General features: G+C 65.1%; 20 protein-coding genes. 8 read left to right on the forward strand and 12 right to left on the reverse strand.

The window, feature by feature from the left end; genetic code table 11:
* Window positions 1-20 precede the first annotated feature (20 nt).
* Window positions 21-1,430: a magnesium transporter gene (gene mgtE, locus FHS31_RS15500; RefSeq protein WP_167075205.1), complete on the reverse strand. Its 1,410-nt coding sequence runs from the start codon at window positions 1,428-1,430 to the stop codon at window positions 21-23.
* Between the two features lie 107 nt (window positions 1,431-1,537).
* Here mgtE and FHS31_RS15505 point away from each other — a divergent pair, with 107 nt between their 5' ends.
* The gene (locus FHS31_RS15505; RefSeq protein WP_243843506.1) at window positions 1,538-2,557 is read left to right on the forward strand and encodes an LLM class flavin-dependent oxidoreductase; all 1,020 of its coding nucleotides are present in this window, start codon (window positions 1,538-1,540) and stop codon (window positions 2,555-2,557) included.
* 120 nt (window positions 2,558-2,677) lie between these two features.
* Complete coding sequence (locus tag FHS31_RS15510; RefSeq protein WP_167075308.1) at window positions 2,678-3,142, forward strand: peptidylprolyl isomerase; 465 nt, start codon at window positions 2,678-2,680, stop codon at window positions 3,140-3,142.
* 36 nt (window positions 3,143-3,178) lie between these two features.
* Here the strand turns inward: FHS31_RS15510 and FHS31_RS15515 are convergent, their stop codons facing one another.
* Both FHS31_RS15515 and FHS31_RS15520 read right to left on the reverse strand, forming a co-directional pair.
* A complete protein-coding gene (locus FHS31_RS15515; protein ID WP_167075207.1) occupies window positions 3,179-4,069 on the reverse strand; it encodes a LysR substrate-binding domain-containing protein in 891 nt (296 codons plus the stop codon).
* Window positions 4,070-4,339: 270 nt separating this feature from the next.
* Entirely contained in the window at window positions 4,340-5,815 is a 1,476-nt protein-coding gene (locus FHS31_RS15520) for a M23 family metallopeptidase (protein ID WP_167075209.1), read from the reverse strand.
* Between the two features lie 328 nt (window positions 5,816-6,143).
* On the opposite strand from FHS31_RS15520, the gene FHS31_RS15525 reads away from it, so the two are divergent.
* The 5 genes from FHS31_RS15525 (at window position 6,144) to FHS31_RS15545 (ending at window position 10,998) form a co-directional block, all read left to right on the forward strand.
* Window positions 6,144-8,654 (forward strand): helicase-related protein, encoded by a 2,511-nt coding sequence (locus FHS31_RS15525; RefSeq protein WP_167075211.1) that lies wholly within the window; start codon window positions 6,144-6,146, stop codon window positions 8,652-8,654.
* Window positions 8,654-8,923, forward strand: coding sequence for an RNA-binding S4 domain-containing protein (locus FHS31_RS15530; protein WP_167075213.1), 270 nt, complete (start codon window positions 8,654-8,656; stop codon window positions 8,921-8,923). The genes FHS31_RS15525 and FHS31_RS15530 overlap by 1 nt, the downstream gene beginning before the upstream one ends.
* Window positions 8,924-8,977: 54 nt before the next feature.
* Window positions 8,978-9,316: a ferredoxin FdxA gene (gene fdxA / locus FHS31_RS15535; RefSeq protein ID WP_167075215.1), complete on the forward strand. Its 339-nt coding sequence runs from the start codon at window positions 8,978-8,980 to the stop codon at window positions 9,314-9,316.
* A gap of 263 nt (window positions 9,317-9,579) precedes the next feature.
* Window positions 9,580-10,110: a CarD family transcriptional regulator gene (locus FHS31_RS15540; protein ID WP_167075217.1), complete on the forward strand. Its 531-nt coding sequence runs from the start codon at window positions 9,580-9,582 to the stop codon at window positions 10,108-10,110.
* Window positions 10,111-10,302: 192 nt separating this feature from the next.
* Window positions 10,303-10,998, forward strand: coding sequence for a head GIN domain-containing protein (locus FHS31_RS15545; protein ID WP_167075219.1), 696 nt, complete (start codon window positions 10,303-10,305; stop codon window positions 10,996-10,998).
* Between the two features lie 15 nt (window positions 10,999-11,013).
* Here FHS31_RS15545 and FHS31_RS15550 read toward each other — a convergent pair whose 3' ends face one another.
* The 3 genes from FHS31_RS15550 to FHS31_RS15560 are packed head-to-tail and all read right to left on the reverse strand — an operon-like array spanning window position 11,014 to window position 12,895.
* Window positions 11,014-11,769, reverse strand: coding sequence for a molybdopterin-dependent oxidoreductase (locus tag FHS31_RS15550; protein ID WP_167075221.1), 756 nt, complete (start codon window positions 11,767-11,769; stop codon window positions 11,014-11,016).
* Window positions 11,766-12,578 carry a cytochrome b/b6 domain-containing protein gene (locus FHS31_RS15555; protein ID WP_167075222.1) on the reverse strand — a complete coding sequence of 271 codons (813 nt, stop codon included), beginning with the start codon at window positions 12,576-12,578 and terminating at the stop codon, window positions 11,766-11,768. Before FHS31_RS15555 ends, FHS31_RS15550 begins: the two co-directional genes overlap by 4 nt.
* Window positions 12,575-12,895 carry an antibiotic biosynthesis monooxygenase family protein gene (locus FHS31_RS15560; protein WP_167075224.1) on the reverse strand — a complete coding sequence of 107 codons (321 nt, stop codon included), beginning with the start codon at window positions 12,893-12,895 and terminating at the stop codon, window positions 12,575-12,577. The genes FHS31_RS15555 and FHS31_RS15560 overlap by 4 nt, the downstream gene beginning before the upstream one ends.
* 112 nt (window positions 12,896-13,007) lie before the next feature.
* On the opposite strand from FHS31_RS15560, the gene FHS31_RS15565 reads away from it, so the two are divergent.
* Window positions 13,008-13,631 (forward strand): class I SAM-dependent methyltransferase, encoded by a 624-nt coding sequence (locus FHS31_RS15565; protein WP_167075228.1) that lies wholly within the window; start codon window positions 13,008-13,010, stop codon window positions 13,629-13,631.
* Window positions 13,632-13,664: 33 nt separating this feature from the next.
* Here the strand turns inward: FHS31_RS15565 and gltB are convergent, their stop codons facing one another.
* The 6 genes from gltB to FHS31_RS15595 form a co-directional block, all read right to left on the reverse strand.
* The gene (gltB, locus tag FHS31_RS15570; protein WP_167075231.1) at window positions 13,665-18,209 is read right to left on the reverse strand and encodes a glutamate synthase large subunit; all 4,545 of its coding nucleotides are present in this window, start codon (window positions 18,207-18,209) and stop codon (window positions 13,665-13,667) included.
* A 5-nt stretch (window positions 18,210-18,214) separates the two neighbouring features.
* Window positions 18,215-18,646 (reverse strand): hypothetical protein, encoded by a 432-nt coding sequence (locus tag FHS31_RS15575; RefSeq protein WP_167075234.1) that lies wholly within the window; start codon window positions 18,644-18,646, stop codon window positions 18,215-18,217.
* A complete protein-coding gene (locus FHS31_RS15580; protein ID WP_167075236.1) occupies window positions 18,643-19,356 on the reverse strand; it encodes a DUF2059 domain-containing protein in 714 nt (237 codons plus the stop codon). The genes FHS31_RS15575 and FHS31_RS15580 overlap by 4 nt, the downstream gene beginning before the upstream one ends.
* Entirely contained in the window at window positions 19,356-20,789 is a 1,434-nt protein-coding gene (locus FHS31_RS15585) for an NAD(P)-dependent oxidoreductase (RefSeq protein WP_167075239.1), read from the reverse strand. The genes FHS31_RS15580 and FHS31_RS15585 overlap by 1 nt, the downstream gene beginning before the upstream one ends.
* 148 nt (window positions 20,790-20,937) lie before the next feature.
* Window positions 20,938-21,738 carry an undecaprenyl-diphosphate phosphatase gene (locus tag FHS31_RS15590; RefSeq protein WP_167075241.1) on the reverse strand — a complete coding sequence of 267 codons (801 nt, stop codon included), beginning with the start codon at window positions 21,736-21,738 and terminating at the stop codon, window positions 20,938-20,940.
* The gene (locus FHS31_RS15595; RefSeq protein WP_167075244.1) at window positions 21,735-22,670 is read right to left on the reverse strand and encodes a complex I NDUFA9 subunit family protein; all 936 of its coding nucleotides are present in this window, start codon (window positions 22,668-22,670) and stop codon (window positions 21,735-21,737) included. The genes FHS31_RS15590 and FHS31_RS15595 overlap by 4 nt, the downstream gene beginning before the upstream one ends.
* Window positions 22,671-22,722 lie beyond the last annotated feature (52 nt).

The raw sequence follows: 22,722 nt of genomic DNA on the forward strand, positions 1-22,722 counted from the left end.
TATCCCGCCCGATCAAGCGGTTACGAGAGGTGAAAAAGCGTTGCCAAGCCGAGGAAGGCGAAGAAGCCCATCGTATCGGTCATCGTCGTCACGAAGACGGTGGAGGTAATCGCCGGATCGATCTTGAGCCGGGCCAGCCCCAGCGGGATCAGCACGCCGGACAGGCCCGCGTTGATGCTGTTGATCACCATCGCCAGGAACAACACCACGCTCAGCCAGAAATCATGGTAGATGAGCTGGCAGCCGATCGCCATCAGCAACCCCAAGCCTAAGCCGTTGGCGCTGGCGATCCACCATTCGCGCACGACCATCCGCCAGCTGTTCGATCCGGTCAGCTGGTTGGTCGCCAGCGCACGAACGGTTACCGCCATCGTTTGGGTCGCGGCATTGCCACCCATGCCGTTGACGATCCCCATCAGGACCGCGAGCGTCACCAGCCTGGCGATAGATTCCTGGAAGATCGCGACCACGCCAGCCGCCAGGATCGCGGTCCACAGATTGATGAACAGCCACCACATCCGCGTCTTGATCGTGGACGAGAGCGGCTCGTTGATATCGCCGTCGCCCGCGCCGGACAGCAGCAGCGCGTCCTCGCCCGCCTCCTCCTGGACGATGTGGAGGATGTCATCGACGGTGATCATGCCGACCAGCCGGCCCGAACGATCGACCACAGCGGCGGAGATCAGCGCATATTTCTGGAAGCGGAGCGCCACTTCCTCCTGATCCATATCGACCGGGATCAGTGTCTGCTCGCGCTGCATCACTTCCACGATCGGTTCATCATCGCGGGCGCGCAGCACCCAGCTGCCCTTGAGCGTGCCGATCGGCTTGTGCGCGATATCGACGACGAAGATTTCCCAGAAATCGGTCGGCAGATCGTCGCTGGAACGGACGAAATCGATTACGTCGCGGACCAGCCAATGTTCGGGCACCGCGACCAGATCGCGCTGCATCAGGCGGCCGGCGGTCTCCTCCTCATACGAAAGCGCCTCTTCGATCGCGGCGCGATCCTCGGGCTCCATGGCGTGGAGGACGGCGCGCTGGTCCTCCTCGTCCATATCCTCGATCAGCGCGACGGCATCGTCGGTATCGAGTTCGCTGGCGATCTCCGCGACCTCGTGCGGCTCGAGCGCATCGACGAGGCCTTCGCGGACCCAGTCGTTCATCTCCGCGAACACATCGGCATCGACGAGATCGGCCAGCGCCTGCACCAGCGCCGGGCGCATATCGGCGGGTGACAGTTCGAACAGATCGGCGACGTCGGCGGGGTGCAGCGGCTCGACCAGCGCGCGCGCGCCGGCGGCATCGCCTTCCTCGACCCTGTCCAGCACCGATTGGACGAAGGCGCGGCTCAGCCGATCCTCATCGTCATGGATGGCTTCGTTCTCGCGAAGCTCAGCCTCGGGCATCTGGATATCGGTGTCGCTCATCGCGCGCCTCCTCTCGCCCGTTTGTTCAGGATGGCGTTAGGAGGTGCGGACCCATCTGTCAGCCCCTTGCCGATGCCTCCTCTTCCCGCGCGCGGCGAAGCCCCCATATGATAGGCATGACCTATCGCCTCTCCGTTCTCGACCAATCGCCCATCGCCGAGGGATCGACCGCGGCGGACGCGATCCGCAACACGATCGATCTGGCGCGGGCGTGCGACCGCCAAGGCTACCACCGCTACTGGATGGCGGAGCATCACGCCTCGCCCGGACTGGCGGGATCGGCGCCCGAGGCACTGATCGGGCCGGTGGCGCTCGCCACGCAGCATATTCGGGTTGGATCGGGCGGGATCATGCTGCCGCATTATTCGCCGTTCAAGGTGGCGGAGACCTTCCGTTTGCTCGCGGCGATAGCGCCGGGGCGGATCGATCTCGGGCTGGGCCGTGCGCCGGGCAGCGATCAGCGCACCGCGCTGGCGCTGCAGCGCGACCGCAGCCGGCGGATGCCGATGGATTTCCCCGAGGCGCTCGACGAGCTCATTGCCTATCTCGACGACAGCCTGCCCCCGGATCACCCGTTTGCACCCCTGAGCGAAACGCTGCCCTCCGGCGGTGGCAATCCCGATCTGTGGATGCTCGGCTCCTCGCCCGATTCGGCGCGCTGGGCGGCCGAGCGAGGGCTCCCTTATTGCTTCGCCGACTTCATCAATTCGGACGGCGCCGATCTCGCGCAATATTATCGTCGCGCCTTCCAGCCTTCTGCCCGTCTCGCGCAGCCTTATGTGATGGTCGCCACCTGGGCGATCGCCGCCGATTCGACTGCCGAGGCCCAGCGTCAGGCACTGCCGTCGCGGATGATGTTCGCGCATCTGCTCGCCGGGCGGCTGATCCCGGTGCCGTCGATCGAAAAAGCGGAAGCCTGGGCTGCACAGAATAATGCGCCGAGCCGCCGCCGCACCACGCTTGGCACAGCGGCCGAGGTCCATGCGCAGCTCGATGGCGTCGCCCGTGATTATGCCGCTGATGAGGTCATGCTGGTCAACATCATGCCCGATCATGCCGCCCGCCGCCGCAGCTACGAACTGATCGCCGCCGAATATGGTCTGGCGAAAACGGCGCTCGCCGCCTAGGTGCGCCTAACACCCGCTCGCCCTGAGCCTGTCGAAAGGCTGTCTTTCTTTGGTGGCCGAAGAAGGACGATGCTTCGACAAGCTCAGCACCAACGGCATTGAATTTTGCAGGAGACGATGATGGCCGAAGAAACGCTCACCCTGACGCTGGACACCGGCAATGATACGGGCGGCGATGTCGTCATCAAGCTCCGCTCCGATCTGGCACCCGGCCATGTCGAGCGGATCAGCGAGCTGGCCAAGGAAGGCTTCTACGATGGCGTGGTGTTCCACCGCGTCATTCCCGGCTTCATGGCGCAGGGCGGCGATCCGACCGGCACCGGCATGGGCGGATCGAAGAAGCCCGATCTCAAGGCCGAATTCTCGGCCGAGCCGCACGTCCGCGGCATCTGTTCGATGGCGCGCTCGTCAAACCCGAACAGCGGCAACAGCCAGTTCTTCATCGTGTTCGACGACGCCACTTTTCTCGACAAGCAATATACCGTCTGGGGTGAGGTGATCAGCGGCATGGAGCATGTCGATGCGCTCCCCAAGGGCGAGCCGCCGCGCACACCGGGCAAGATCGTCAAGGCAACGGTGGCGTAAATAAATCCTCCCCTACGAGGGGGAGGATTTACAAGCCTACGCCTCCGGATCGGCGACCGCTTCGAACAGCCAATCGTGGAACAGCCGCACCGCCTTCTTGGAAAGCGCGGAACGGCGAGAGGCGAACCAATAGCTGTAGCTGCTGTCCACCTTGTCTTCGAACAGGTTGATGAGGCGGCTGTCGTGCGCAAGCTCGACATGCTCCTGCAGCATGAAGGCAACGCCGAGACCCTGCGCGGCCGCTTCGAGCATCAGCGGCCCGGAATCGAAATGATCGATCGCCAGCGGCTCGAGATCAGGCTCGCCGACTGCTTCCCGCCAGTGGGTGAAAAGCTCGGCCATATCGCGGTGGACGAGGATCGTGGCGCGCGCGATGTCGGCTGGTTCACGCAGCGCATCCGGCCCTTCCTTCATTGTCGATGCGCCGATCGCGGCGATGCGGCCGTGCGCGACCCGCCGGCTGTAGAAAGCGGGATCGATCTCCCGCGCCATGACGATCGCGGCATCGATGCCCTCGCCCAGCCGGGCGAGCGGATAGGGCTGGGTATCGATGTCGATATGCAGCTCGGGATAGCGCGCGCGCAGCGTCGGCAGAATTGGAAGAATACGCTGCGCTGCAAAAAGCGGCTGCGTGCTCAACCTCAGACGGAGCAGATCCGCGTCGCCCATCATTTCATCGATCGCGACCGACAGCGCATCCAGCGGCGGCGCGATCCGGCTGAGCAACTGTTCGCCATCGCTGTTGAGCACCATCGCCTGATGCCGGCGATCGAAAAGCGGGCGGCCGATAAAGCGTTCGAACGCTTGAATGCGGCGGCTCAGCGCGGGAGATGACAGCGCAAGCTCCTCGGCAGCAGCTTTTACCGACCCCAGCTGGGCCACCTGAACGAAGGCTTCGACAGCCGTCAGCGGCGGCAATCTGCGCAATTTCCGTCTCCTGCGGCCGCTACGGCCTTACGATCCCGTCTATCACGGCTGATATAAGGGCCGATTGCGGAATTCGCAATCGCAGCAATGCCGTTCGCACTTGCAACATAAATAGTTTTGGCAGATATCGATCCTGCCTTTCAGGCATCCTCTCCTAGACTTTAGGCCGGTCCTTCGGGATCGGCCTTTTTTTCGTCTGCTGACATGCGACGCGCCAAAGCGCGTTTTCGTCATCCGATAGACCTTGGAGGGCGATCCTTCGCCGGACGTTCAGCCCGAAACGCGCGTCGCCAGCAGATGCGCCAGCGTTGCCTTGAACCGTGCCAGGGTATTGCCCGCCAACTGCGCCGCCTGCGTGAACTTCACGCTCAGCGGATTGACCGCGACATTGTTCTTGAACACCTCAAAATGGAGGTGCGGGCCGGTCGAAAGCCCGGTCGAGCCGACATAGCCGATGATCTGCCCGGCGCGGACATGATCGCCCGCATGGACCAGGATGCGGCTCATATGCGCATAGCCGGTGCCCATGCCGCCCGGGTGGCGGATCTGGACATAATTGCCATGCCCGCCATGCCAGCCCGAGAAGCTGACGACGCCGTCCGTCGCGGCGTCGATCGGCGATCCCATCGGCGCGCCATAATCGATACCCTGGTGCATCCGGCTATAGCCCAGGATCGGGTGGAAACGCTGGCCGAAGCCCGAGGTGACATGCGCGTTGGCGACGGGCATCTTCATTTGCCCGCGCTGCTCGCCCACGCCGGCGGCATCGAACCATTGTTCCTTGCCGTCCATGTCCCATTTAAGCAGGCGCAGCACCTTCTTGCCCTCGTCGAGCCCCGCGTAGAGCAGCCCGCCGGTCTCGGTCTCCCCGGTGGCGGCACGGCGGTGCGCGACGATCAGATCGAAGCGATCGTTGGCGCGGATCGCACCAACCGAAACATGCTGCGCCATCGCGCGCAGATAGGTTTGCACCGCCTGCGCCGGAGCGCCCGCTGCGCGCGCGGCCGCGAACAGGCTGGCGCCGACGCGGCCCTGGATACGCAGCGGCGTCTCATCGACCGCGATCGGATGCGGGATCAGCTTCAGTGCCTGATCAATACGCTGCACTTCCAGGGCAAGCTCGAGCTTGGCGCGGAATGCCAGACGATCAAGCGGCCGCGCGACCTGCTTGTTGGGGCGGCGGCCGAGCGTGAGATCGACCCGCGTGCCGGGCTTGATCTCGCCCAGGCTCATCTGTTCGGACACCAGATCGGCGGCCTGCTGCGCCTGATCCGCACCGACACCCGCGCGCTCCAGCGCATGCGCGAAGCCGTCGCCCGCGCCGAGCGTGGCGGTAAGCTGGATCTGCGGCCGCTCGGGCGTATCGGTCAGCCGCTCGACGAGGTTGGTGGCGGGAGCACGCGCGCCAGTGTCCGCGCCGAACGCCTGCGGCGCGATCGCCTGACGGCGATTCTCCCGCTCCTGCGTCTCCGCAAGCGGCGCCGGCGACGCGCCGATCAGGGGCCGGAACGAGGGCGCCATGCTGAAGGTAAGCGCGCACAGCGCCGTGCAGGTCGCGAGCCCGCGCCACCAGGTGGCGCTGCCGATCCGCGCGCCGAGATCAACGACCAGATCGATCCCTTGCGTCTTTTCGATGCCACGGCGGATGGCGGGCGTATCGAGCAGGCCGAAGCTGCGGGCTCGGACAGTCGCGGCCGAACCGCCACCACCTTCCATCAGCAGTTCCGCCTCACGCCGGATCATCATCGCCCCTGTATCCCTGTTCGGCGCACGTCTTGCCGGAGCACCCGGCAGGAGGAGTGTAAAGCGGAGGGGTTAAAGTCAATTTAATCAGCGAGATTCGGCGCGAAGCTGCGACGAGGCGACTCGTTTTCCCGGTGAATCGCGGGAACAACGTGAAGCGCCCTCCCCATGATTTCATGGGGAGGGAACCATGTGCAGCACAGTGGAGGAGAAAATCCCTACCGTTCCGCACTTCCCCTCCACCGCTCTTCGAGCGGTCCCCCTCCCCAGCAAAAGCTGGGGAGGATTTGCCAGTTGCTTTCGCCGCCGGACCCGCCATCTTGGTCCGGCCATGACGCGCTTTACCGACCGGCCGCTTGTTGCGGTGCTCGGTCCGACCAACACGGGCAAGACCCATCTCGCGGTCGAGCGCATGTGCGGCCATTCGAGCGGATTGATCGGCTTCCCCCTCCGCCTGCTGGCGCGCGAGGTCTATGATAGGGTGGTCGCTATCAAGGGCAAGGATTCGGTCGCGCTCATTACTGGTGAGGAGAAGGTGCTGCCCGACAAGGCGCGCTGGTTCCTCACCACAGCCGAATCGATGCCGATGGACCGCGATTTCGCGTTCGTCGCGTTGGACGAGGCGCAACTCGGCGCGGACCGCGAGCGCGGGCATATCTTTACCGATCGCATCCTGCGCTCGCGGGGGCGCGAGGAGACGATGCTGCTGGGCTCGGATGCCCTCCGCCCGATGCTCGCCGCCTTGGCGCCGGAAGCGGAGATCATCACCCGTCCGCGCTTCTCGACGCTGACCTATGCCGGGCCGGCGAAGCTTTCGCGCCTGCCCAAACGCTCGGTCATCGTCGCCTTCTCGGCCGAGGAAGTCTATGCGGTGGCCGAGATGCTGCGCCGTCTGCGCGGCGGGGCGGCGGTCGTGATGGGCGCGCTCAGCCCCCGCACCCGCAACGCGCAAGTGGCGATGTTCCAGGCGGGCGAGGTTGATTATCTCGTCGCCACCGATGCGATCGGCATGGGGCTGAACATGGATGTCAGCCACGTCGCCTTCGCCTCTCTACGCAAGTTCGACGGACGCAAGACGCGCCGCCTGACCATCTCCGAAATGGCGCAGATCGCGGGGCGCGCAGGACGGCATCAACGCGACGGCACCTTCGGCTCGCTCAGCCTCGAAGGCTCGAACGCGCATTTCGAGGATGAGGAGGTCCACGCGATCGAGGGGCACCACATCCCGCCGCTCGATCATCTTTATTGGCGCGACGGTGATCCCAACACCGCAAGCATCGATCGCCTGATCGCCGATCTCGAGCGCAAGCCCGACAAGATCGTGCTCCGTGCCGCGCCCGAGGCGGTGGATCTCGCGGTGCTCAAGCGGTTGGCCGACGAGCCGTGGGTGCGCGAGCGCGCCAAGGGCCAGGCGATGGTCGCGCGGCTGTGGGACGCCTGTGGACTGCCCGACTTCCGCAAGACGGGCGCCGAACCGCATAGCCGCCTAATCGGCCGCATCTTCCGCCATTTGAGCGAGGGCGACCGGCATATCCCGGTCAGCTGGTTCGCCGACGAACTGGTGCGACTGGAAAGCGTACAGGGCGATGTCGAGACCTTGGCCGATCGCCTCGCCGGCGTGCGGACCTGGGCCTATATCGCCCACCGCCGCGATTGGCTGGCCGATCCCGGCCTCTGGGCCGAGCGCGCCCGAGGAATTGAGGAGAAGCTCTCCGACGCGCTCCACCAGCGGCTGACGCAGCGCTTCGTCGATCGGCGGACCTCGGTGCTGATGCGCGATCTCGGCGCGCGCGGCGCGGATTTGCTGCCGATGAAGGTTGCCGAGGACGGCACCGTCACGGTCGATGGCGAGGCGATCGGGCTGCTGATAGGCTTCCGCTTCAAAGCCGATCCGCAGGCGCGCCACGGCGACATGAAGCGGCTGATGGCCGCCGCCGAACGCCGCCTGGGCGAGGAATTGGGTAAGCGGGCCAAGGCGCTGATCGAGGATGAGGACGCCGCTTTCAATCTTGCCACCGATATCGGCCGTCCCGTGGCTCTGTTCTGGCGCGGCGACGTCGTCGCGCGGCTGACGCGCGGCAAGAGCCTGCTCCACCCCCGCTTTGAATTGCACCGCGCGCTCGGCGCACTACCCGAAGCGGTGCGCGATGCGATCTGCGGACGGCTCCGGCGCTGGCTGGAGGGCAACATCGCCCGCCATCTCGCGCCGCTAGCGGCGATGGCCGAGGCGGCGCGCGATCCGGATGAGGCGGCGGCGGTCCGCGCCTTGCTCGCCAACCTCGCCGAGGCGGGCGGCGTGGTTGCGCGGCGCGTGATGGAGACGGTGGTGACGGCGATCGATCGTGATCTGCGCCCGCGCGTCTACAAGCTCGGCATCCGGCTCGGCACGCTCGATCTGTTCGTGCCGGCGCTGATCAAGCCCGAGCCGACGCGCTGGCGGATCGCGCTCGCCGCCGCGCAGGAGGATGCGGTGATGCCGCCGCTGCCCCCGCCGGGCGCGGTTTCGGTGGCGACCCCCGCCGAACCCGCCGCTGCCCAGGCCTTTTTGCTGGCAGGCTTCCGGCCGCTGGGGGCGCAGATGCTGCGCGTCGATCAGGTCGAGAAGCTCGCGCGTGCGGCGCATGACGCGCGTACCGGTCGCGCGGTCTTCTCCCCCGATCCCGGTCTCGCCACCTCGCTTGGGCTCTCCAGCCCAAGCTTCCAGCAATTGATGCTCGCGCTCGGTTTCGGGCGTACGGAGGAGGGCTGGCGCTGGCGTGGCAAGCGCGAGGAAGCGCGCGCCAAACCCCGCGCGCCCCGGCCCGGCAACGCCTTCGGCGCCTTGGCGGCGCTGCGGAGCTGATGCGGCTCGACAAATTGCTCTGGTTCCTGCGAATCACCAGGACGCGCCCCCTTGCCGCCGCGCTGGTGGAACAGGGACGCCTGCGCATCGATGGCCGACCCTGCGACAAGCCCCATGCCGAGGTGCGGCCGGGCATGGTGCTAAGCTTTGCGCATCAGGATCGCGTCCACATTCTGCGCATCGAGGCCCTGCCCGATCGCCGCGGCCCCGCGACAGAAGCGCGAGCCTGTTACACCGACCTCTCGCCGCAATCGCCACACGAGTGTTGACGCGCGCGGGGCGCACGCCATATGCGCCAGCGCATTCCCGGGAGCTATTGAAGAATGACCTACGTCGTCACCGACGCCTGCATCCGTTGCAAATATATGGACTGTGTCGAGGTCTGCCCGGTCGATTGCTTCTATGAGGGCGAGAATATGCTCGTCATCAACCCCAGCGAATGCATCGATTGCGGCGTCTGCGAGCCCGAATGCCCGGCCGAGGCGATCCTGCCCGATACCGAGGGCGGGCTGGAGAAATGGCTGGAGCTCAACAATACGTTCGGCAACCAATGGCCGAACATCACCCGCAAGCGCGAAGCGCCCGCCGACGCCGACGAATGGAAGGGCGTTGCGGACAAATACGAAAACCAATTTTCGCCGGAACCCGGCCAGGGCGATTGATGGGCCATCCTCCCCGATGCGGGAGGATAAGTTAGCCCCGCCGGGCTTATTGCATATCCGGAACGAACGCCGCATTGCAGCATAAGCCGCAAAGCTGGCGTAACTGTTGATTTTGTGTTACAAGCGGCCTCGAGACCGATCGTCCGGATCGAGTCCTCTGAAAACGGTTAGATCATTTCGTCCCGCGCGCTGCTGCCGGGCCACGTTCGCGTTGGACCTCGCAGGGCGCCCTCGGGCTTATTGAACAGAAAGGCTGCAGAGCAATGGCTGCACAGGCGCTGAGTTTCGTCGTGGGCGATTATGTCGTCTATCCCAAGCATGGTGTCGGCCGCGTGATCGAACTGCAAAGCCAGGAAATCGCCGGCGCCAAGCTCGAACTTTATGTTCTCCGCTTCGAGAAGGAGCGCATGACGCTCCGCGTGCCGACCAACAAGGCCGAGAGTGTCGGCATGCGCAAGCTTTCGTCCAACGCGCAGATGTCGGACGCGCTGGCGACGCTGAAGGGCAAGCCCAAGGTCAAGCGCACCATGTGGTCGCGCCGCGCGCAGGAATATGAGGCCAAGATCAACTCGGGCGATCTCGTCTCGATCGCCGAGGTGGTGCGCGACCTGTTCCGCGCCGAGGATCAGCCCGAGCAGAGCTATTCGGAGCGCCAGATCTTCGAAGCAGCGTGCAGCCGCCTTGCCCGCGAGCTGGCTGCGATGGAGCAGGTCGATGAGCCCACCGCGCAGGTGAAGATCCTCGACATCCTCCGCGCCGCGGCAGCGATCCACAACAAGGTTGCGGCGGCCTAAGCAACGGCTTGCTTTCGATCATCGTCACCCCGGGCTTGTCCCGGGGTCCACCCATCCGCAGGCGCTTAAGCCCGTTTAAAGTGGACCCCGGAACAAGTCCGGGGTGACTTATGTCTGTGGTTGGCGGTGTACCCGCTTGACCGCTCGCACGGCATAAGTGTATCACTTCGCTAACACAGCGGAGATGATGTCATGCGTGCCTTCCTTACCCTTGCCCTACTGGCCGGTGCGGCGATGCCCGCCGCTGCTGCCACCCGCACCTTCCCCATTGGCGGCTTCGATCGCGTCGAGAGCGCGGGCCCGTTCGACGTGCGCGTTCACGTCGGCGGAGCGCCCAGCGCGCGCGCAGATGGCCCGCAGGAAGTGCTCGATCGGCTGAAGGTCGAGGTCCGCAACGGCACGCTCTGGATCGGCACCAAGCCCGGCAACTGGAGCTTCGGTTGGCACTGGTTCGGCCACACCGGCCGGACGGTGATCGATGTCGTCGCGCCGGCGCTTACGGGATCCTCAGTCTCGGGGCCGGGCAATATGAGTGTCGATCATGTCCGAGCGCGGGCGTTCGAGGCATCGGTTTCGGGTCCGGGCGATCTCAGGATCGGGATGCTCGAAACCGTCGAGGCGCATCTCTCGGTCGGTGGCCCCGGCACTATCACGCTGGCCGGGCATGCGTCGCGATCGCGGATGAACGTCTCCGGCCCCGGCAACATCCACGGCAAGGATTTCGTCTCGCTCGATCTCGATCTCAACGTGTCCGGCCCGGGCGGCATCACCACCAATGCCGCGCATAATGCCACCGGCAATGTCTCCGGTCCGGGCGATGTCGACATCGCTGGCCACCCGCGTTGCTCGATCGAGAAGAGCGGCCCGGGCTCGGTGCGCTGCGGCTGACCGCAACCGGGAGGATCAGATCCCGGCATACCATTGATAGCGGGAAACATCCTCCCAATAGCCGCCCTTGCCGCCGGCGATATGTGCAAAGCTCTCCACCGCCTCGACGCCCATAACATATTTGGCCTGCTTGTAGCCGAGCTGTCGTTCGACGCGGAGGCGGAGGGGAGCGCCGTGCGGCACCGAGAGCATTCGCCCGTTCATCGCCCAGGCGAGGATGGTCTGCGGGTGGAAGGCATCGATCAGATCGATCGATTCATAATAAGGCGTGCCGCCGAAATCGTCCGCACAGCGGAAGACGATGTAGCGGGCGCGGCTCGATAGCCCGGCCTGCTGGAGGATCAGCCGCAGCGGCACGCCCGTCCACTGCCCGATCGCGCTCCAGCCCTCGACGCAATCGTGGCGCGTGATCTGGGTGCGCGCCGGCATATGGCCGATATCCTGCAGCGAAAGGCTGAGAGGATGCGCCACCAGACCGCTGACCTGCAGCCGCCAATCGGCAAACCTGCCCGCCAGCAGCCGCGCATAATCGGACGATCGCGGCGTGGCGTTGCCATTGACGCGGAACACCGGCGACATATCCGCGCCGCTATATTCTGGCGCCAGCGCCGCGCGGTCGGTAACGGCACGCTGCGCCAAGCGGGTGCCGGCGTTACCAAACTCCAGCAAAGCCTGGACCGACGGGCTGGCGGCGATCTTGTCGCAACCGCTCAACAGAAGCCCGCCCGCACCAGCTCCCGCCGCACCGATGAGCTGACGGCGGCTGATCATTCGGCGCGCTCGCGCGGCAGGCGGTAGCGGCCGCTGAGCATCGAGCGCACCTCGTTGATCGGGCCCGCCAACAGCACCATCAGCAGGTGGACCAGAATGAAGGCCGCAAGCCCCATCGCGCAGATGAAGTGAATCGATCGCGCCGACGCCCGCCCGCCCATCAGCGCCAACAGCCAGGGCAAAGCGGCGTTCATCGTCGGCGACAGCATCAGTCCGCTCAGCACCACGCCGGGCAGCAACACGATCAGCACCGCGCAATAGGCCAGCTTCTGTAGGATATTGTAGCGCAGCGCCGCGGCGCCCGTGGGAAAGCGCAGCCGGGCATGATCCTTGATGTCGTGCCACATATGGCGCGGCCGCAGCTCCGCCGGGCGGGGCGCGAGATCGCGCCGCAAATGCCCGCGTACCAGGCTCCACACCGCGAACAGCAGCCCCGGCACCACCAGCAGCCAGGCAAAAGCGAAATGCCACTGGCGCGCGCCCGCCAGATCATAATGCGCAGGGATGGTGAGAATGGGTGAGAAGGCGAACAGCCGCCCGTGGATCACCACCCCGATCGGCGGCGGCACGGGAATGGTCAGCGGCCCGATGCGGATGTGTCCCGCGCCGATGTCCAGCCAGCTATGATCAAAATTGGCGCCGTACCGCCCCCAATAGAGATGCGGATGCGCGTTGAAGATCATCATCCCGCTCATCAGCATGACGAAGACCGATAGCGCGTTCAGCCAATGCCATATCCGCACCGGCAGCGCGTGGCGGCGGACGATATCGCCACCCTTGGGTGCAGGATCGGCGGCGGGATCGCTCATCGCCGCCAATGATACGCGCGTTCGATCCGTGTGACTACTACCCCGTAACGATCGTACCAGTCGCTCCGACCGCGGTCCCGGATCAGGCTGTGCTCGGCATGTTTCCGCCACGCGAGCGCCGCGGCTTCATCCTGCCAAAAGCTGATCGTGATCCCCTCGCCATCGGCATCGCGGACGCTATCCATACCGAGATAGCCGGGCTGGCGCGCTGCCTCGGCCGCCATCGTCTCGGATGCTTGCGCATAGCCCTGCGGATCATTGGCATTGCGGCGGCTGATGAAGATCACCGCGCACGCGCCACGCTTCGTCTTATCCATGCCTCAGGAATAACCGCAGCACGCCCCACTTCAAACCCCCGTCGCTTGCCTTTGCGCGCGGCTTTGTGCGACGGGATAGAGTTTGAAGAAGAATGACAAAGGGTCTGGAAATATGAACGCACCCGCCGGCGAGCAGGCGTTGCAGCGGGGCGCCGACAAGCGCGGCACGGCGAAGCTGACCCCCATGGCGATGTTCTTTCGGGAATTCCTGCGCCATCCGGTGATGGTCGGCTCGATCATCCCATCGTCGAAGAAGCTGATCCGCCACATGCTGTCGCGCTGCGATTGGGCGAACACCAGGCTCTTTGTGGAATATGGCCCGGGCGTCGGCACCTTCGCCGAAGCGATCCTCGAGCGGCTTGGTCCGGACGGCACCTATCTGGTGATCGACACCAATCGCGAGTTCATCGATTATCTGCGCGATCGCATCCACGATCCGCGCTTCGTCGCGGTTCACGGATCGGCCGCGGACGTCGTCCAGATCATCAAGGACAATGGCCACACCGAGGCCGACTATGTCCTCTCCGGCCTGCCCTTCTCCACCCTGCCGCCCGGCGTCGGACCCAAGATCGCGCACGAAACCTATGACGCACTGCGCACGGGCGGTGCCTTCTTAGTCTATCAGTTCAGCCCCAAGTGCCGCGATTTCATGGCGCTGGCGTTCGACACGATCGACCACGCCTTCGAACCGGTGAACATTCCCCCGGCCCAGCTCTACTGGGCCTGGAAGGAATAACTTCAAATCCTCCCCGGCAAGGGGAGGATCGAGTCACTCCGCCGCAACCACCTCATCGATCGCATCCGCCGCGTCCTCCAGCGGATGGGGCAGCCGCGAAATCATCTCCTTCGGCACGATCTGCCAGAACTTGCCCTTCCATCGATCCCAATCGTCAAGGATCGTGTTGGACCATTTGCTGTCCGTCGCCACCGCATGTTCGGCGACCAGCGCCTTCAGCGTGGCTTCCCAGCGCGCCGATCCGATCCGGTGCCAGCCGATGCTCTCGGGGTTGGCGCGCCCCTCGAACGTGCCATGCTCATCGAGCACGAAGGCCATGCCCCCGGTCATGCCAGCGCCGAAATTGTCGCCGATCGCGCCGAGGATCACCGCGGTGCCGCCGGTCATATATTCGCAGCCGTTGGCGCCGCAGCCTTCCACGACCACGGTCGCGCCCGAATTGCGCACCGCGAACCGCTCCCCCGCCTGCCCCGCCGCGAACAATTTGCCCGAGGTGGCGCCGTAGAGCACGGTGTTGCCGATGATCGTGTTGGCCTTGCTCTCCAGCGGGCTGGAGACCATCGGGCGGACAATGATCGTCGCGCCCGAAAGCCCCTTGCCGACATAATCATTGGCCTCGCCGAACACCTCGAGCGTCAGCCCCTTGACCGCGAATGCACCGAGCGACTGGCCCGCGCTTCCCCGCAGCCGCACCTGAACATGATTGTCGGCCAGCGCGCTCATCCCGAAGCGTTCAGTGATCTCGGCTGAGAAGCGCGTGCCGACCGCGCGATGCGTATTCCGCACCGTATAGGTCAGCTGCATCTTCTCGCGCCGCGCGAACACCGGCGCGGCATCGCGGATCATCTGCGCGTCAAGACTGTCCGGCACATCGTTGCGGAAGGTGCTGAGCATGAAGCGACGATGGTGATCGGGCGCATCGACCTTGGCGAGCACGGGATTGAGATCGAGATCGTCCAGATGCTCGGCGCCGCGGCTGACCTGGCGGAGGAGCTCGGTACGGCCGATGATCTCGTCGAGGCTCTTCACGCCGAGCCGGGCGAGGATTTCGCGCACCTCCTCCGCGATGAAGGTCATCAGGTTGATCACCTTCTCGGGCGTGCCGACGAACTTGGCGCGCAGCGCCTCATCCTGCGTGCAGACGCCGACCGGGCAGGTGTTCGAATGGCACTGGCGGACCATGATGCAGCCCATCGCCACCAGCGAAAGCGTACCGATGCCATATTCCTCGGCACCGAGGATCGCGGCAATGACGATGTCCCGCCCGGTCTTGAGGCCACCATCAGTGCGCAGCTTGACGCGGTGGCGCAGGCCATTGAGCGTCAACACCTGATTGACCTCGCTAAGGCCCATTTCCCACGGCGTGCCGGCATATTTGATGCTGGTCTGCGGTGACGCACCCGTGCCGCCAACATGGCCGGCGATCAAGATGGCATCAGCATGCGCCTTGGCAACGCCCGCCGCGACCGTGCCGATTCCCGCCGACGACACCAGCTTCACGCAGACCCGTGCGCGCGGATTAATCTGCTTGAGATCGTAAATCAGCTGCGCCAGATCCTCGATCGAATAGATATCGTGGTGCGGCGGCGGCGAGATCAACGTCACGCCCGGCGTCGAATGGCGCAGCCGCGCGATCATCTCGGTCACCTTGAAGCCGGGCAACTGCCCGCCCTCGCCGGGCTTGGCGCCCTGCGCGACCTTGATCTCCAGCTCCTCGGCGGATCCCAGATATTCGGCGGTGACGCCGAAGCGGCCGCTCGCGATCTGCTTGATCACCGAATTGGCATTATCGCCGTTGGGATAGGGCGTGAACCGGATCTTGTCTTCGCCGCCCTCGCCAGAAACCGCCTTGGCGCCGATCCGGTTCATCGCGATCGCCAGCGTTTCGTGCGCTTCCGGCGAGAGCGCGCCGAGGCTCATGCCGGGCGTCACGAAGCGCTTGCGGATCTCGGTGATCGCTTCGACGCTGTCGATCGGACAGGGCTCTTTGGCCCAGTTGAACTCCATCAGATCGCGTAGATAGATCGGGGGCAGGTCACGAACGCCGCGCGAGAATTGCAGATACTGGCTGTAGCTGTCGTTGGCGACCGAGGTTTGCAGAAGGTGCATCAGCTGCGCGGAATAAGCGTGGCTCTCGCCGTCATGGCGCTGGCGATAGAAGCCGCCGACCGGCAGCACCGCAGGACCGCCCTCGAACGCTTTCTCATGCCGCAGCCGCGCCGAAAGCTGGAGCGAGGCATAACCCTCGCCCGAAATCTTGGCGGGCATGCCGGGGAAGAGATCGTTGACCAGAGCGCGGGAGAGGCCGACCGCCTCGAAATTATAGCCGCCGCGATAGGAGGAGATCACCGCGATCCCCATCTTGCTCATGATCTTGAGCAGACCGTCGTCGATCGCCTTGCGCCACGCCTTGAAGCAATCGGCGAGGCTCTTGTCGCCGAACAGTCCGCGCGCATGCCGATCGGCGATCGCCGCCTCGGCGAGATAGGCGTTCACCGTCGTCGCGCCGACGCCGATCAACACCGCGAAATAATGCGTATCGAGACATTCCGCCGAACGCACGTTGACCGAGGCATAGGAGCGCAGCCCCTTGCGGACGAGGTGGGTATGCACCGCCGCCGCCGCCAGCACCATCGCCATCGAAACCCGCTCCGGCCCGACATTCTCGTCGGTCAGGAACAGCTCGCTCTTGCCCTCCCGCACCGCCTGCTCGGCCTCGCGCCGCACGCGGGTGATCGCCTGGCGCAGCGCATCGGGCGCATCGCTGACCGGATAGGTGCAATCGATCGTGGCGTAGCTGGTGGAGAAATGCGCCTGCAGGGTCGCCCAGTCCCGGCTGGTCAGCACGGGACTATCAAGCACCAGCACACCCACTTGCTGCGCTTCGGTATCCAGGATGTTGGCGAGATTGCCGAACCGTGTCTTCAGCGACATCACGCGCGTCTCACGCAGACTGTCGATCGGCGGGTTGGTCACCTGGCTGAAATTCTGGCGGAAGAAGTGGCTGATCAGCCGCGGCTTGTCCGAGATGACCGCAAGCGGCGTATCGTCGCCCATCGATCCGATCGCCTCCTTGGCGGTCTCGACCTGAGGCGCCAGGATCAGCTCCATGTCCTCCATCGTCTGACCGGCCGCGATCTGGCGGCGGATCAGCTCGGCGCGTGTCCATGCCGGCGGCGCGGCCTCGGGCGGCACTGGCAGATCGGCCATCAAGCGGAAGCCCTTGATCCAGTCGCTGTACGGCGCTTCGGCGGCGATCCGATCCTTGATCGCGGCGTCGTCGTAGAATTTGCCCTCTTCCAGATCGATCGCGACCATCTGGCCCGGGCCCATCCGCCCCTTCGCCACCGCGGAGCTTTCGGGCACGATGACCATGCCCGCTTCGGAGCCGACGATCAGCAGATTGTCCGCGGTGCGCAGCGTCCTGAGTGGGCGCAAGGCATTGCGGTCGACGCCCGCCACCACCCAGCGGCCATCGGTCATCGCCAGCGCCGCGGGCCCGTCCCACGGCTCCATCACGCTTGCGAAATAATTGTACATGTCCTCCACCGGCTGGGGCAGATCGGAGCCCGCCCAGGCTTCGGGCACCAGCATCAGCTTGGCGGTCGGCGCGTCGCGGCCCGAACGGCAGATCGTCTCGAACACCGCATCCAATGCGGCGGTATCGGAGGCGCCGGCGGGGATCAGCGGCTTGATATCTTCCGAGTGCGATCCGAAGGCCAGCGAGGCCATCTTGATCTCGTGGCTCTTCATCCAATTCTTGTTGCCGCGGATCGTATTGATCTCGCCGTTGTGCGCGAGGCAGCGGAACGGCTGCGCCAGCCACCATTGCGGGAAGGTGTTGGTGGAATAGCGCTGGTGAAAGATCGCGACGCGGCTGACGAACCGCTCGTCGCGCAGATCGGGATAGAAGACCGAAAGCTCGGCCGCGAGGAACAGTCCCTTGTAGATCACCGACCGGGTGCTGAGCGAGCAGATGTAGCAGCCCTGAATCTGCGCCTCGATCAAAGATTTCTCGATCCGCCGGCGGACGAGATAGAGCTTTTTCTCGAACTCGGCCTCGCTCTCCTCATCGGGCATCGGGCCGGCGATCATGATCTGCTCGATCTCGGGCCGGGTCAGCATTGCCTTATCGCCGATGCACGAGACATCGACGGGCACCTGCCGCCAGCCATAGATGGTGTAGCCGAAATCGATGATCTCGCTCTCGATGATCGTCCGGCAACTCTCCTGCGCGCCGAGATCGGTGCGCGGCAGGAAAATCATGCCGACCGCGAGGCGATTGCCGCGCGGACGATGCCCGGCGGCCTCGATCGCATCATCGAAGAAGGCGGCGGGAATATCGAGATGGATGCCTGCGCCGTCGCCGGTCTTGCCATCGGCATCGACCGCGCCGCGATGCCACACCGCCTTCAGCGCATCGACCGCCGCCGTGACGACACGCCGCGAGGCTTTGCCGTCGGTCGCGGCGACAAGGCCGACGCCGCAGGCATCGCCCTCCATATCGGGGCGATACATGCCCTCGTCGGCGATACGCGCGCGCTCGGCGTCGGAGGCGAGGAAAGGAACGTGGGTCATAAGGCTCAGACCTTCCGCAAAGGAGCGGTATGGGGAGAGAAAAGAAAGCGGACGCTGCCCGGCGGCAAGCTCCGGCCGACGATGACGCTGACCGACCAAAACTCGTTTTCGGGCAAGATGAACGGCTCGCCGGGCGGAAGTGCGAGCAGAGCGTTGCGCAACTCCTCGGGCAACTTGTCGGCGACGATACGGACGTGCGTCCGCGTGAAGGCAACGCCGAGGTCGGTCAGCGTCTTGATCGCCGCATCCAAAGAATGCGCCGGCTCAAGCGCCTTCATCTTCTCCTCTGGCACGTCGCGCGCCACGCGCAGTTGATCGAGATCCCAAATCTCGCCGCTGGGCGTGCTGGGAGCCGCCGGTGCGGTCGGCGTCTGTGCGAGCGCGGGTGTAACCAGACCGAGGGCGCAAGCAGCAGCGATGGCAAAAGCTCGCATCATTTGGTTGCCTTGGCCTTGAGCTTATCGGGCGTCGTGTCGAGCAACGCGGCCAGCTTGGCGCGATCCGCATCGGTCAGATCCGCGAGCGTCTTGGGCTTGGGCAGTGCAGCGGTGTCCGTCGCAATCTGTTTTGAAATCGTCATCATGCGCTGGACGACTTGGCGGGTTAGCTCGCGCATCTGCTGTTGCATGCTTGGGTCATTGAGCATTGCGAGCTGCTGAGAGGCAAAACTTCGCCCGGTGGGCGTCGTGAAGAAAGCATCGATCTCCTGAAGTTGTGCCAGCGAAAAATGATCCGCATAAACCTGCGCCATCGCCTCACGCATCGATGGTTCATGCTGGGCCATGATCTCGGCCATCGCATCCTTCCCGATCTCGACCGCGATTTTCAGCCGCTGCTCAACAGCCGGATCGACGATCATTGTCGCGGTATGCAACTTTCCCGGGGGTAATTTGGCGATTTCGTCGTTCGAGATGCCGGCAGAGCTGAGCATCAGCCTCAGCGGCAGATCCATTATCTGGCTCGTCACGCTGTTGGTCATCGCAGCCGATGAAGAAGCCAGGCTCCGCTTATAGAAATCAGGCGGGACAAGCTTCTGCGCGAGTGCGCGCGCCGCGACGAGCCGCGCGGGATCGACCGCTGCGGGCGCAGGAGCCTGAGCGAAAAGCGGCGCGGCGATCAGCGCCAGTGCGATCAGCAATCCGCGCATCAAGCCGCCTCCAGCAGCTTTGTCGCAGCCTTCGCCTTGAGATAAGCATGCATCCGCTCGGCCAGATCGCGACCATCGCGTACCGCCCACACCACCAGGCTGGCGCCACGGACGATGTCGCCCGCCGCGAACACGCCGTCGAGGCTGGTCATCATCGTCTTGTGATCGACGCGGAGCGTGCCCCAGCGCGTCACCGCCAGATCGGGCGATCCGAACAGGCGCGGCAGGTCTTCGGCATCGAAGCCCAGCGCCTTGATGACGAGATCGGCGTCGATCCGCTCGCCCATGCCGGGATCGACTTCAGGGGTGCGGCGGCCGCTGGGATCGGGCGCACCCAGCCGCATCCGGCTGACCTGCACGCCGGAGACGGTGCCGCCGGTATCGTGGAACGCTTCGGGCGCGGAAAGCCAGACGAACTCGACGCCCTCCTCCTCGGCATTCTTCACTTCGCGCTGGCTGCCCGGCATGTTGGCCTTGTCGCGCCGGTAGAGGCAGCGGACCGAGGCCGCGCCCTGGCGGATCGCGGTGCGCACGCAATCCATCGCGGTATCGCCGCCGCCGACCACGACCACACGCTTGCCGAGCGCATTGAGGCTGCCGTCGTCCCACGCCGGAACGGCATCGCCGAAGCCCTTGCGGTTGGATGCGGTGAGATAGTCGAGCGCCTCGATCACGCCGTCCGCACCGACACCGGGCGCCTTGATCGCGCGCGGCTTGTAGACGCCGGTGGCAATAACGATCGCATCATGGCGTGCGCGCAGCTCATCAAGCGTCGCGTCGCGGCCGACCTCGAAGCTCTGGTGGAAGACGATGCCGCCCTGCGCCAGCCGATCGACCCGGCGCATCACCACCGGCTTTTCCAGCTTGAAGCCGGGAATGCCGTAGGTCAGCAGCCCGCCCGCGCGATCGTGGCGATCATAGACGTGGACCTCGTAACCCTGGACGCGCAGCAGCTCGGCGACCGTCAGCCCCGCCGGCCCCGCGCCGATCACGCCGATCGATTGGCCGCGATCGGGGCCGGGCGCGAGCGGTTCGACCCAGCCCTTTTCCCAGGCGGTATCGGTGATGAATTTCTCGACCGATCCGATCGTCACCGCGCCGTGGCCGGAGAATTCGATGACGCAATTGCCCTCGCACAGCCGATCCTGCGGACAGATGCGGCCGCAGATCTCGGGCATCGTCGAGGTTGCGTTGCTCAGCTCATAAGCCTCGCGCAGCCGCCCCTCGGCGGTCAGCCTCAGCCAGTCGGGAATATGATTGTGGAGCGGGCAGTGCGTCGAGCAATAGGGCACGCCGCATTGCGAGCAACGCGAACTCTGCTCTTCGGCGGTCTCCACTACGAAGCTCGTTGAGATCTCCGCGAAATCAGCGGCGCGGTCGCCCGCTGCGCGCTTTTCGGGATAATCCTGACCGACCTTGGTGAATTGCAGCATGAAAGCCCTCCGCGAGCTTCATGGCCTTATCCACAGACGAAGTCGATAGGATGGGTAAGCACAACTGTCCTATATTGAGGGACTTATCTGCACTTTCCTGGAATTTTAGGCTTCAGACAAATCTAGTGTGTCCGTTTCGGTACTATTATCATTTCCACAGCCAGATCAATGCCGCCGCGCCTGCACCGATTCGATACCAGGCGAACGGCGTAAAACCGTGCTTTGACACAAACGGCACGAACACCCGCACCACCGCCAAGGCCACCACAAACGCGACCACGAACCCGATGCCAATTGTTCCCCAGCCGACAGTGCCGTGGCCGATCTCATGCCAATTGCTCTTGAGCTCGATCAGTGTCGCGCCGAGCATCGTCGGAATGGCGAGGAAGAAGCTGAACTCCGCCGCTGTGCGCCGCTCGACGCCCAATGACAAAGCGCCCATGATCGTCGCGCCCGATCGGCTGACGCCCGGGATCATCGCCAGGCATTGGACGATGCCGATGCCGACGGTCGTCCGCACCGGTATATCGGCGACGCCGGAAACCCGCGCCGCCTTGACCAGCCGCTCGATGATGATGATCGCGACGCCGCCCACGATCAGCGCCACCGCGACAATGTCCGGCCGGCTGAGCAGAGCCTCGATCTTCTTGTGCAGCGCCAGCCCGATCACCGCAGCCGGGACAAAGGCGACGAGCAGATTGCGCACGAAGCGGATCGATGTCGCATCCCGCCGCAGCAACCCGTGAAACACCGCCCAGAAAGTGCGCCAGTAGAGCACGACGATCGCCAGGATCGCGCCCAATTGGATGACGATGTTGAACACCTTCCACTTCTCATCGTCATAGCCGAGCAGCGCGCCTGCGAGGATGAGGTGGCCGGTCGAGGAGACGGGCAGGAATTCGGTGACGCCCTCGACGATGCCGAGGATGATCGGCTGGAGGATGCTCATGCAGCGGTCGTAAGGCTGAAGCGGCCTTCGCGGCGGAAGCGCACCAGCCATGCCGGCGCCATTGCCTCCAGCGGGCGGGGCGCGATACCGAACGCATCGAACCCCGCAGCGCCCGGCGCCACGACATTATCGTTCTGCAGCATCAGCCACTGGTCCCACGTCATCGGCGCGCCGGGCAGGCGGCCGCCGAACCGAGCCATCGCGCGCGCCACCGGATCCGGCACGGACAGGAATCGCGGCGTTGCCCCGATCGCCTGCGCGATCCAGGCATTGAGCGCCGCCATGCTGATCGGCTCGGGCCCGCCGAGTTCATAGGTCTTGCCCGCGTGCGCTTTGGGATCGAGCGCCGCCAGCGCGATGGCTTGCGCCAGATCGCCGACCCAGACGGGCTGAAACCGCACGGTCGGTCGAATGATCGGTGCCACGGGCAGCTTGGAGATCAGCCCCGCGAAACGGTTCACGAAATTGTCTTCCGGCCCGAACACAATCGAAGGCCGGATGACCGTCGCGCCCGGGAAAGCGCCCTGCACCGCCTGCTCGCCCAGCCCCTTGCTCCGCCCATAGGCCGATTCGGCCAGCGGATCGGCGCCGATCGCCGAAATCTGGACCAACGCCGCCGCGCCCGCCGTGCGCGCGGCCTCCGCGACATTCTTCGCGCCCTCGATATGCACCTTGTCGAAATCGCCCGCGAGGATGCCGACGAGATTGATCACGCTTGTCGCGCCCGCCACTGCTTTGGCCACGCTTTCCGGCTTGGTAACGTCCGCCGCGATGAATTGGGTCTGTCCCAGCCCGCCCAGCGGCTTCACGAACCAGGCGTCGCGCGGATCGCGCTCGGCCACGCGCAGCCGCGCACCCGCCTTCAGCACCTCCTGCGCGACATAGCGGCCGAGAAAGCCGCCGCCGCCGAACACCGTCACCACCTGGTCCATCGCGCTTGCTATCCTCGGGCCTGTACCGCGGTGCGGTCCATGCCTTCGGCGG

Origin of the sequence: Sphingomonas vulcanisoli, from assembly GCF_011761305.1 — a bacterium.
GTDB lineage: Bacteria > Pseudomonadota > Alphaproteobacteria > Sphingomonadales > Sphingomonadaceae > Sphingomonas_I > Sphingomonas_I vulcanisoli.

Coding starts and splice junctions, on each gene's coding strand:
- FHS31_RS15540 (WP_167075217.1), top strand. CDS start 9,580: ATGGCTGCACAGGCGCTGAGTTTCGTCGTGGGCGATTATGTCGTCTAT.
- FHS31_RS15575 (WP_167075234.1), bottom strand. CDS start 18,646: ATGATGCGAGCTTTTGCCATCGCTGCTGCTTGCGCCCTCGGTCTGGTT.
- FHS31_RS15580 (WP_167075236.1), bottom strand. CDS start 19,356: ATGCGCGGATTGCTGATCGCACTGGCGCTGATCGCCGCGCCGCTTTTC.
- FHS31_RS15560 (WP_167075224.1), bottom strand. CDS start 12,895: ATGGATAAGACGAAGCGTGGCGCGTGCGCGGTGATCTTCATCAGCCGC.
- FHS31_RS15530 (WP_167075213.1), top strand. CDS start 8,654: ATGCGGCTCGACAAATTGCTCTGGTTCCTGCGAATCACCAGGACGCGC.
- FHS31_RS15595 (WP_167075244.1), bottom strand. CDS start 22,670: ATGGACCAGGTGGTGACGGTGTTCGGCGGCGGCGGCTTTCTCGGCCGC.
- mgtE (WP_167075205.1), bottom strand. CDS start 1,430: ATGAGCGACACCGATATCCAGATGCCCGAGGCTGAGCTTCGCGAGAAC.
- FHS31_RS15520 (WP_167075209.1), bottom strand. CDS start 5,815: ATGATGATCCGGCGTGAGGCGGAACTGCTGATGGAAGGTGGTGGCGGT.
- gltB (WP_167075231.1), bottom strand. CDS start 18,209: ATGACCCACGTTCCTTTCCTCGCCTCCGACGCCGAGCGCGCGCGTATC.
- FHS31_RS15525 (WP_167075211.1), top strand. CDS start 6,144: ATGACGCGCTTTACCGACCGGCCGCTTGTTGCGGTGCTCGGTCCGACC.
- FHS31_RS15550 (WP_167075221.1), bottom strand. CDS start 11,769: ATGATCAGCCGCCGTCAGCTCATCGGTGCGGCGGGAGCTGGTGCGGGC.
- FHS31_RS15555 (WP_167075222.1), bottom strand. CDS start 12,578: ATGAGCGATCCCGCCGCCGATCCTGCACCCAAGGGTGGCGATATCGTC.
- FHS31_RS15510 (WP_167075308.1), top strand. CDS start 2,678: ATGGCCGAAGAAACGCTCACCCTGACGCTGGACACCGGCAATGATACG.
- fdxA (WP_167075215.1), top strand. CDS start 8,978: ATGACCTACGTCGTCACCGACGCCTGCATCCGTTGCAAATATATGGAC.
- FHS31_RS15590 (WP_167075241.1), bottom strand. CDS start 21,738: ATGAGCATCCTCCAGCCGATCATCCTCGGCATCGTCGAGGGCGTCACC.
- FHS31_RS15585 (WP_167075239.1), bottom strand. CDS start 20,789: ATGCTGCAATTCACCAAGGTCGGTCAGGATTATCCCGAAAAGCGCGCA.
- FHS31_RS15505 (WP_243843506.1), top strand. CDS start 1,538: ATGATAGGCATGACCTATCGCCTCTCCGTTCTCGACCAATCGCCCATC.
- FHS31_RS15545 (WP_167075219.1), top strand. CDS start 10,303: ATGCGTGCCTTCCTTACCCTTGCCCTACTGGCCGGTGCGGCGATGCCC.
- FHS31_RS15565 (WP_167075228.1), top strand. CDS start 13,008: ATGAACGCACCCGCCGGCGAGCAGGCGTTGCAGCGGGGCGCCGACAAG.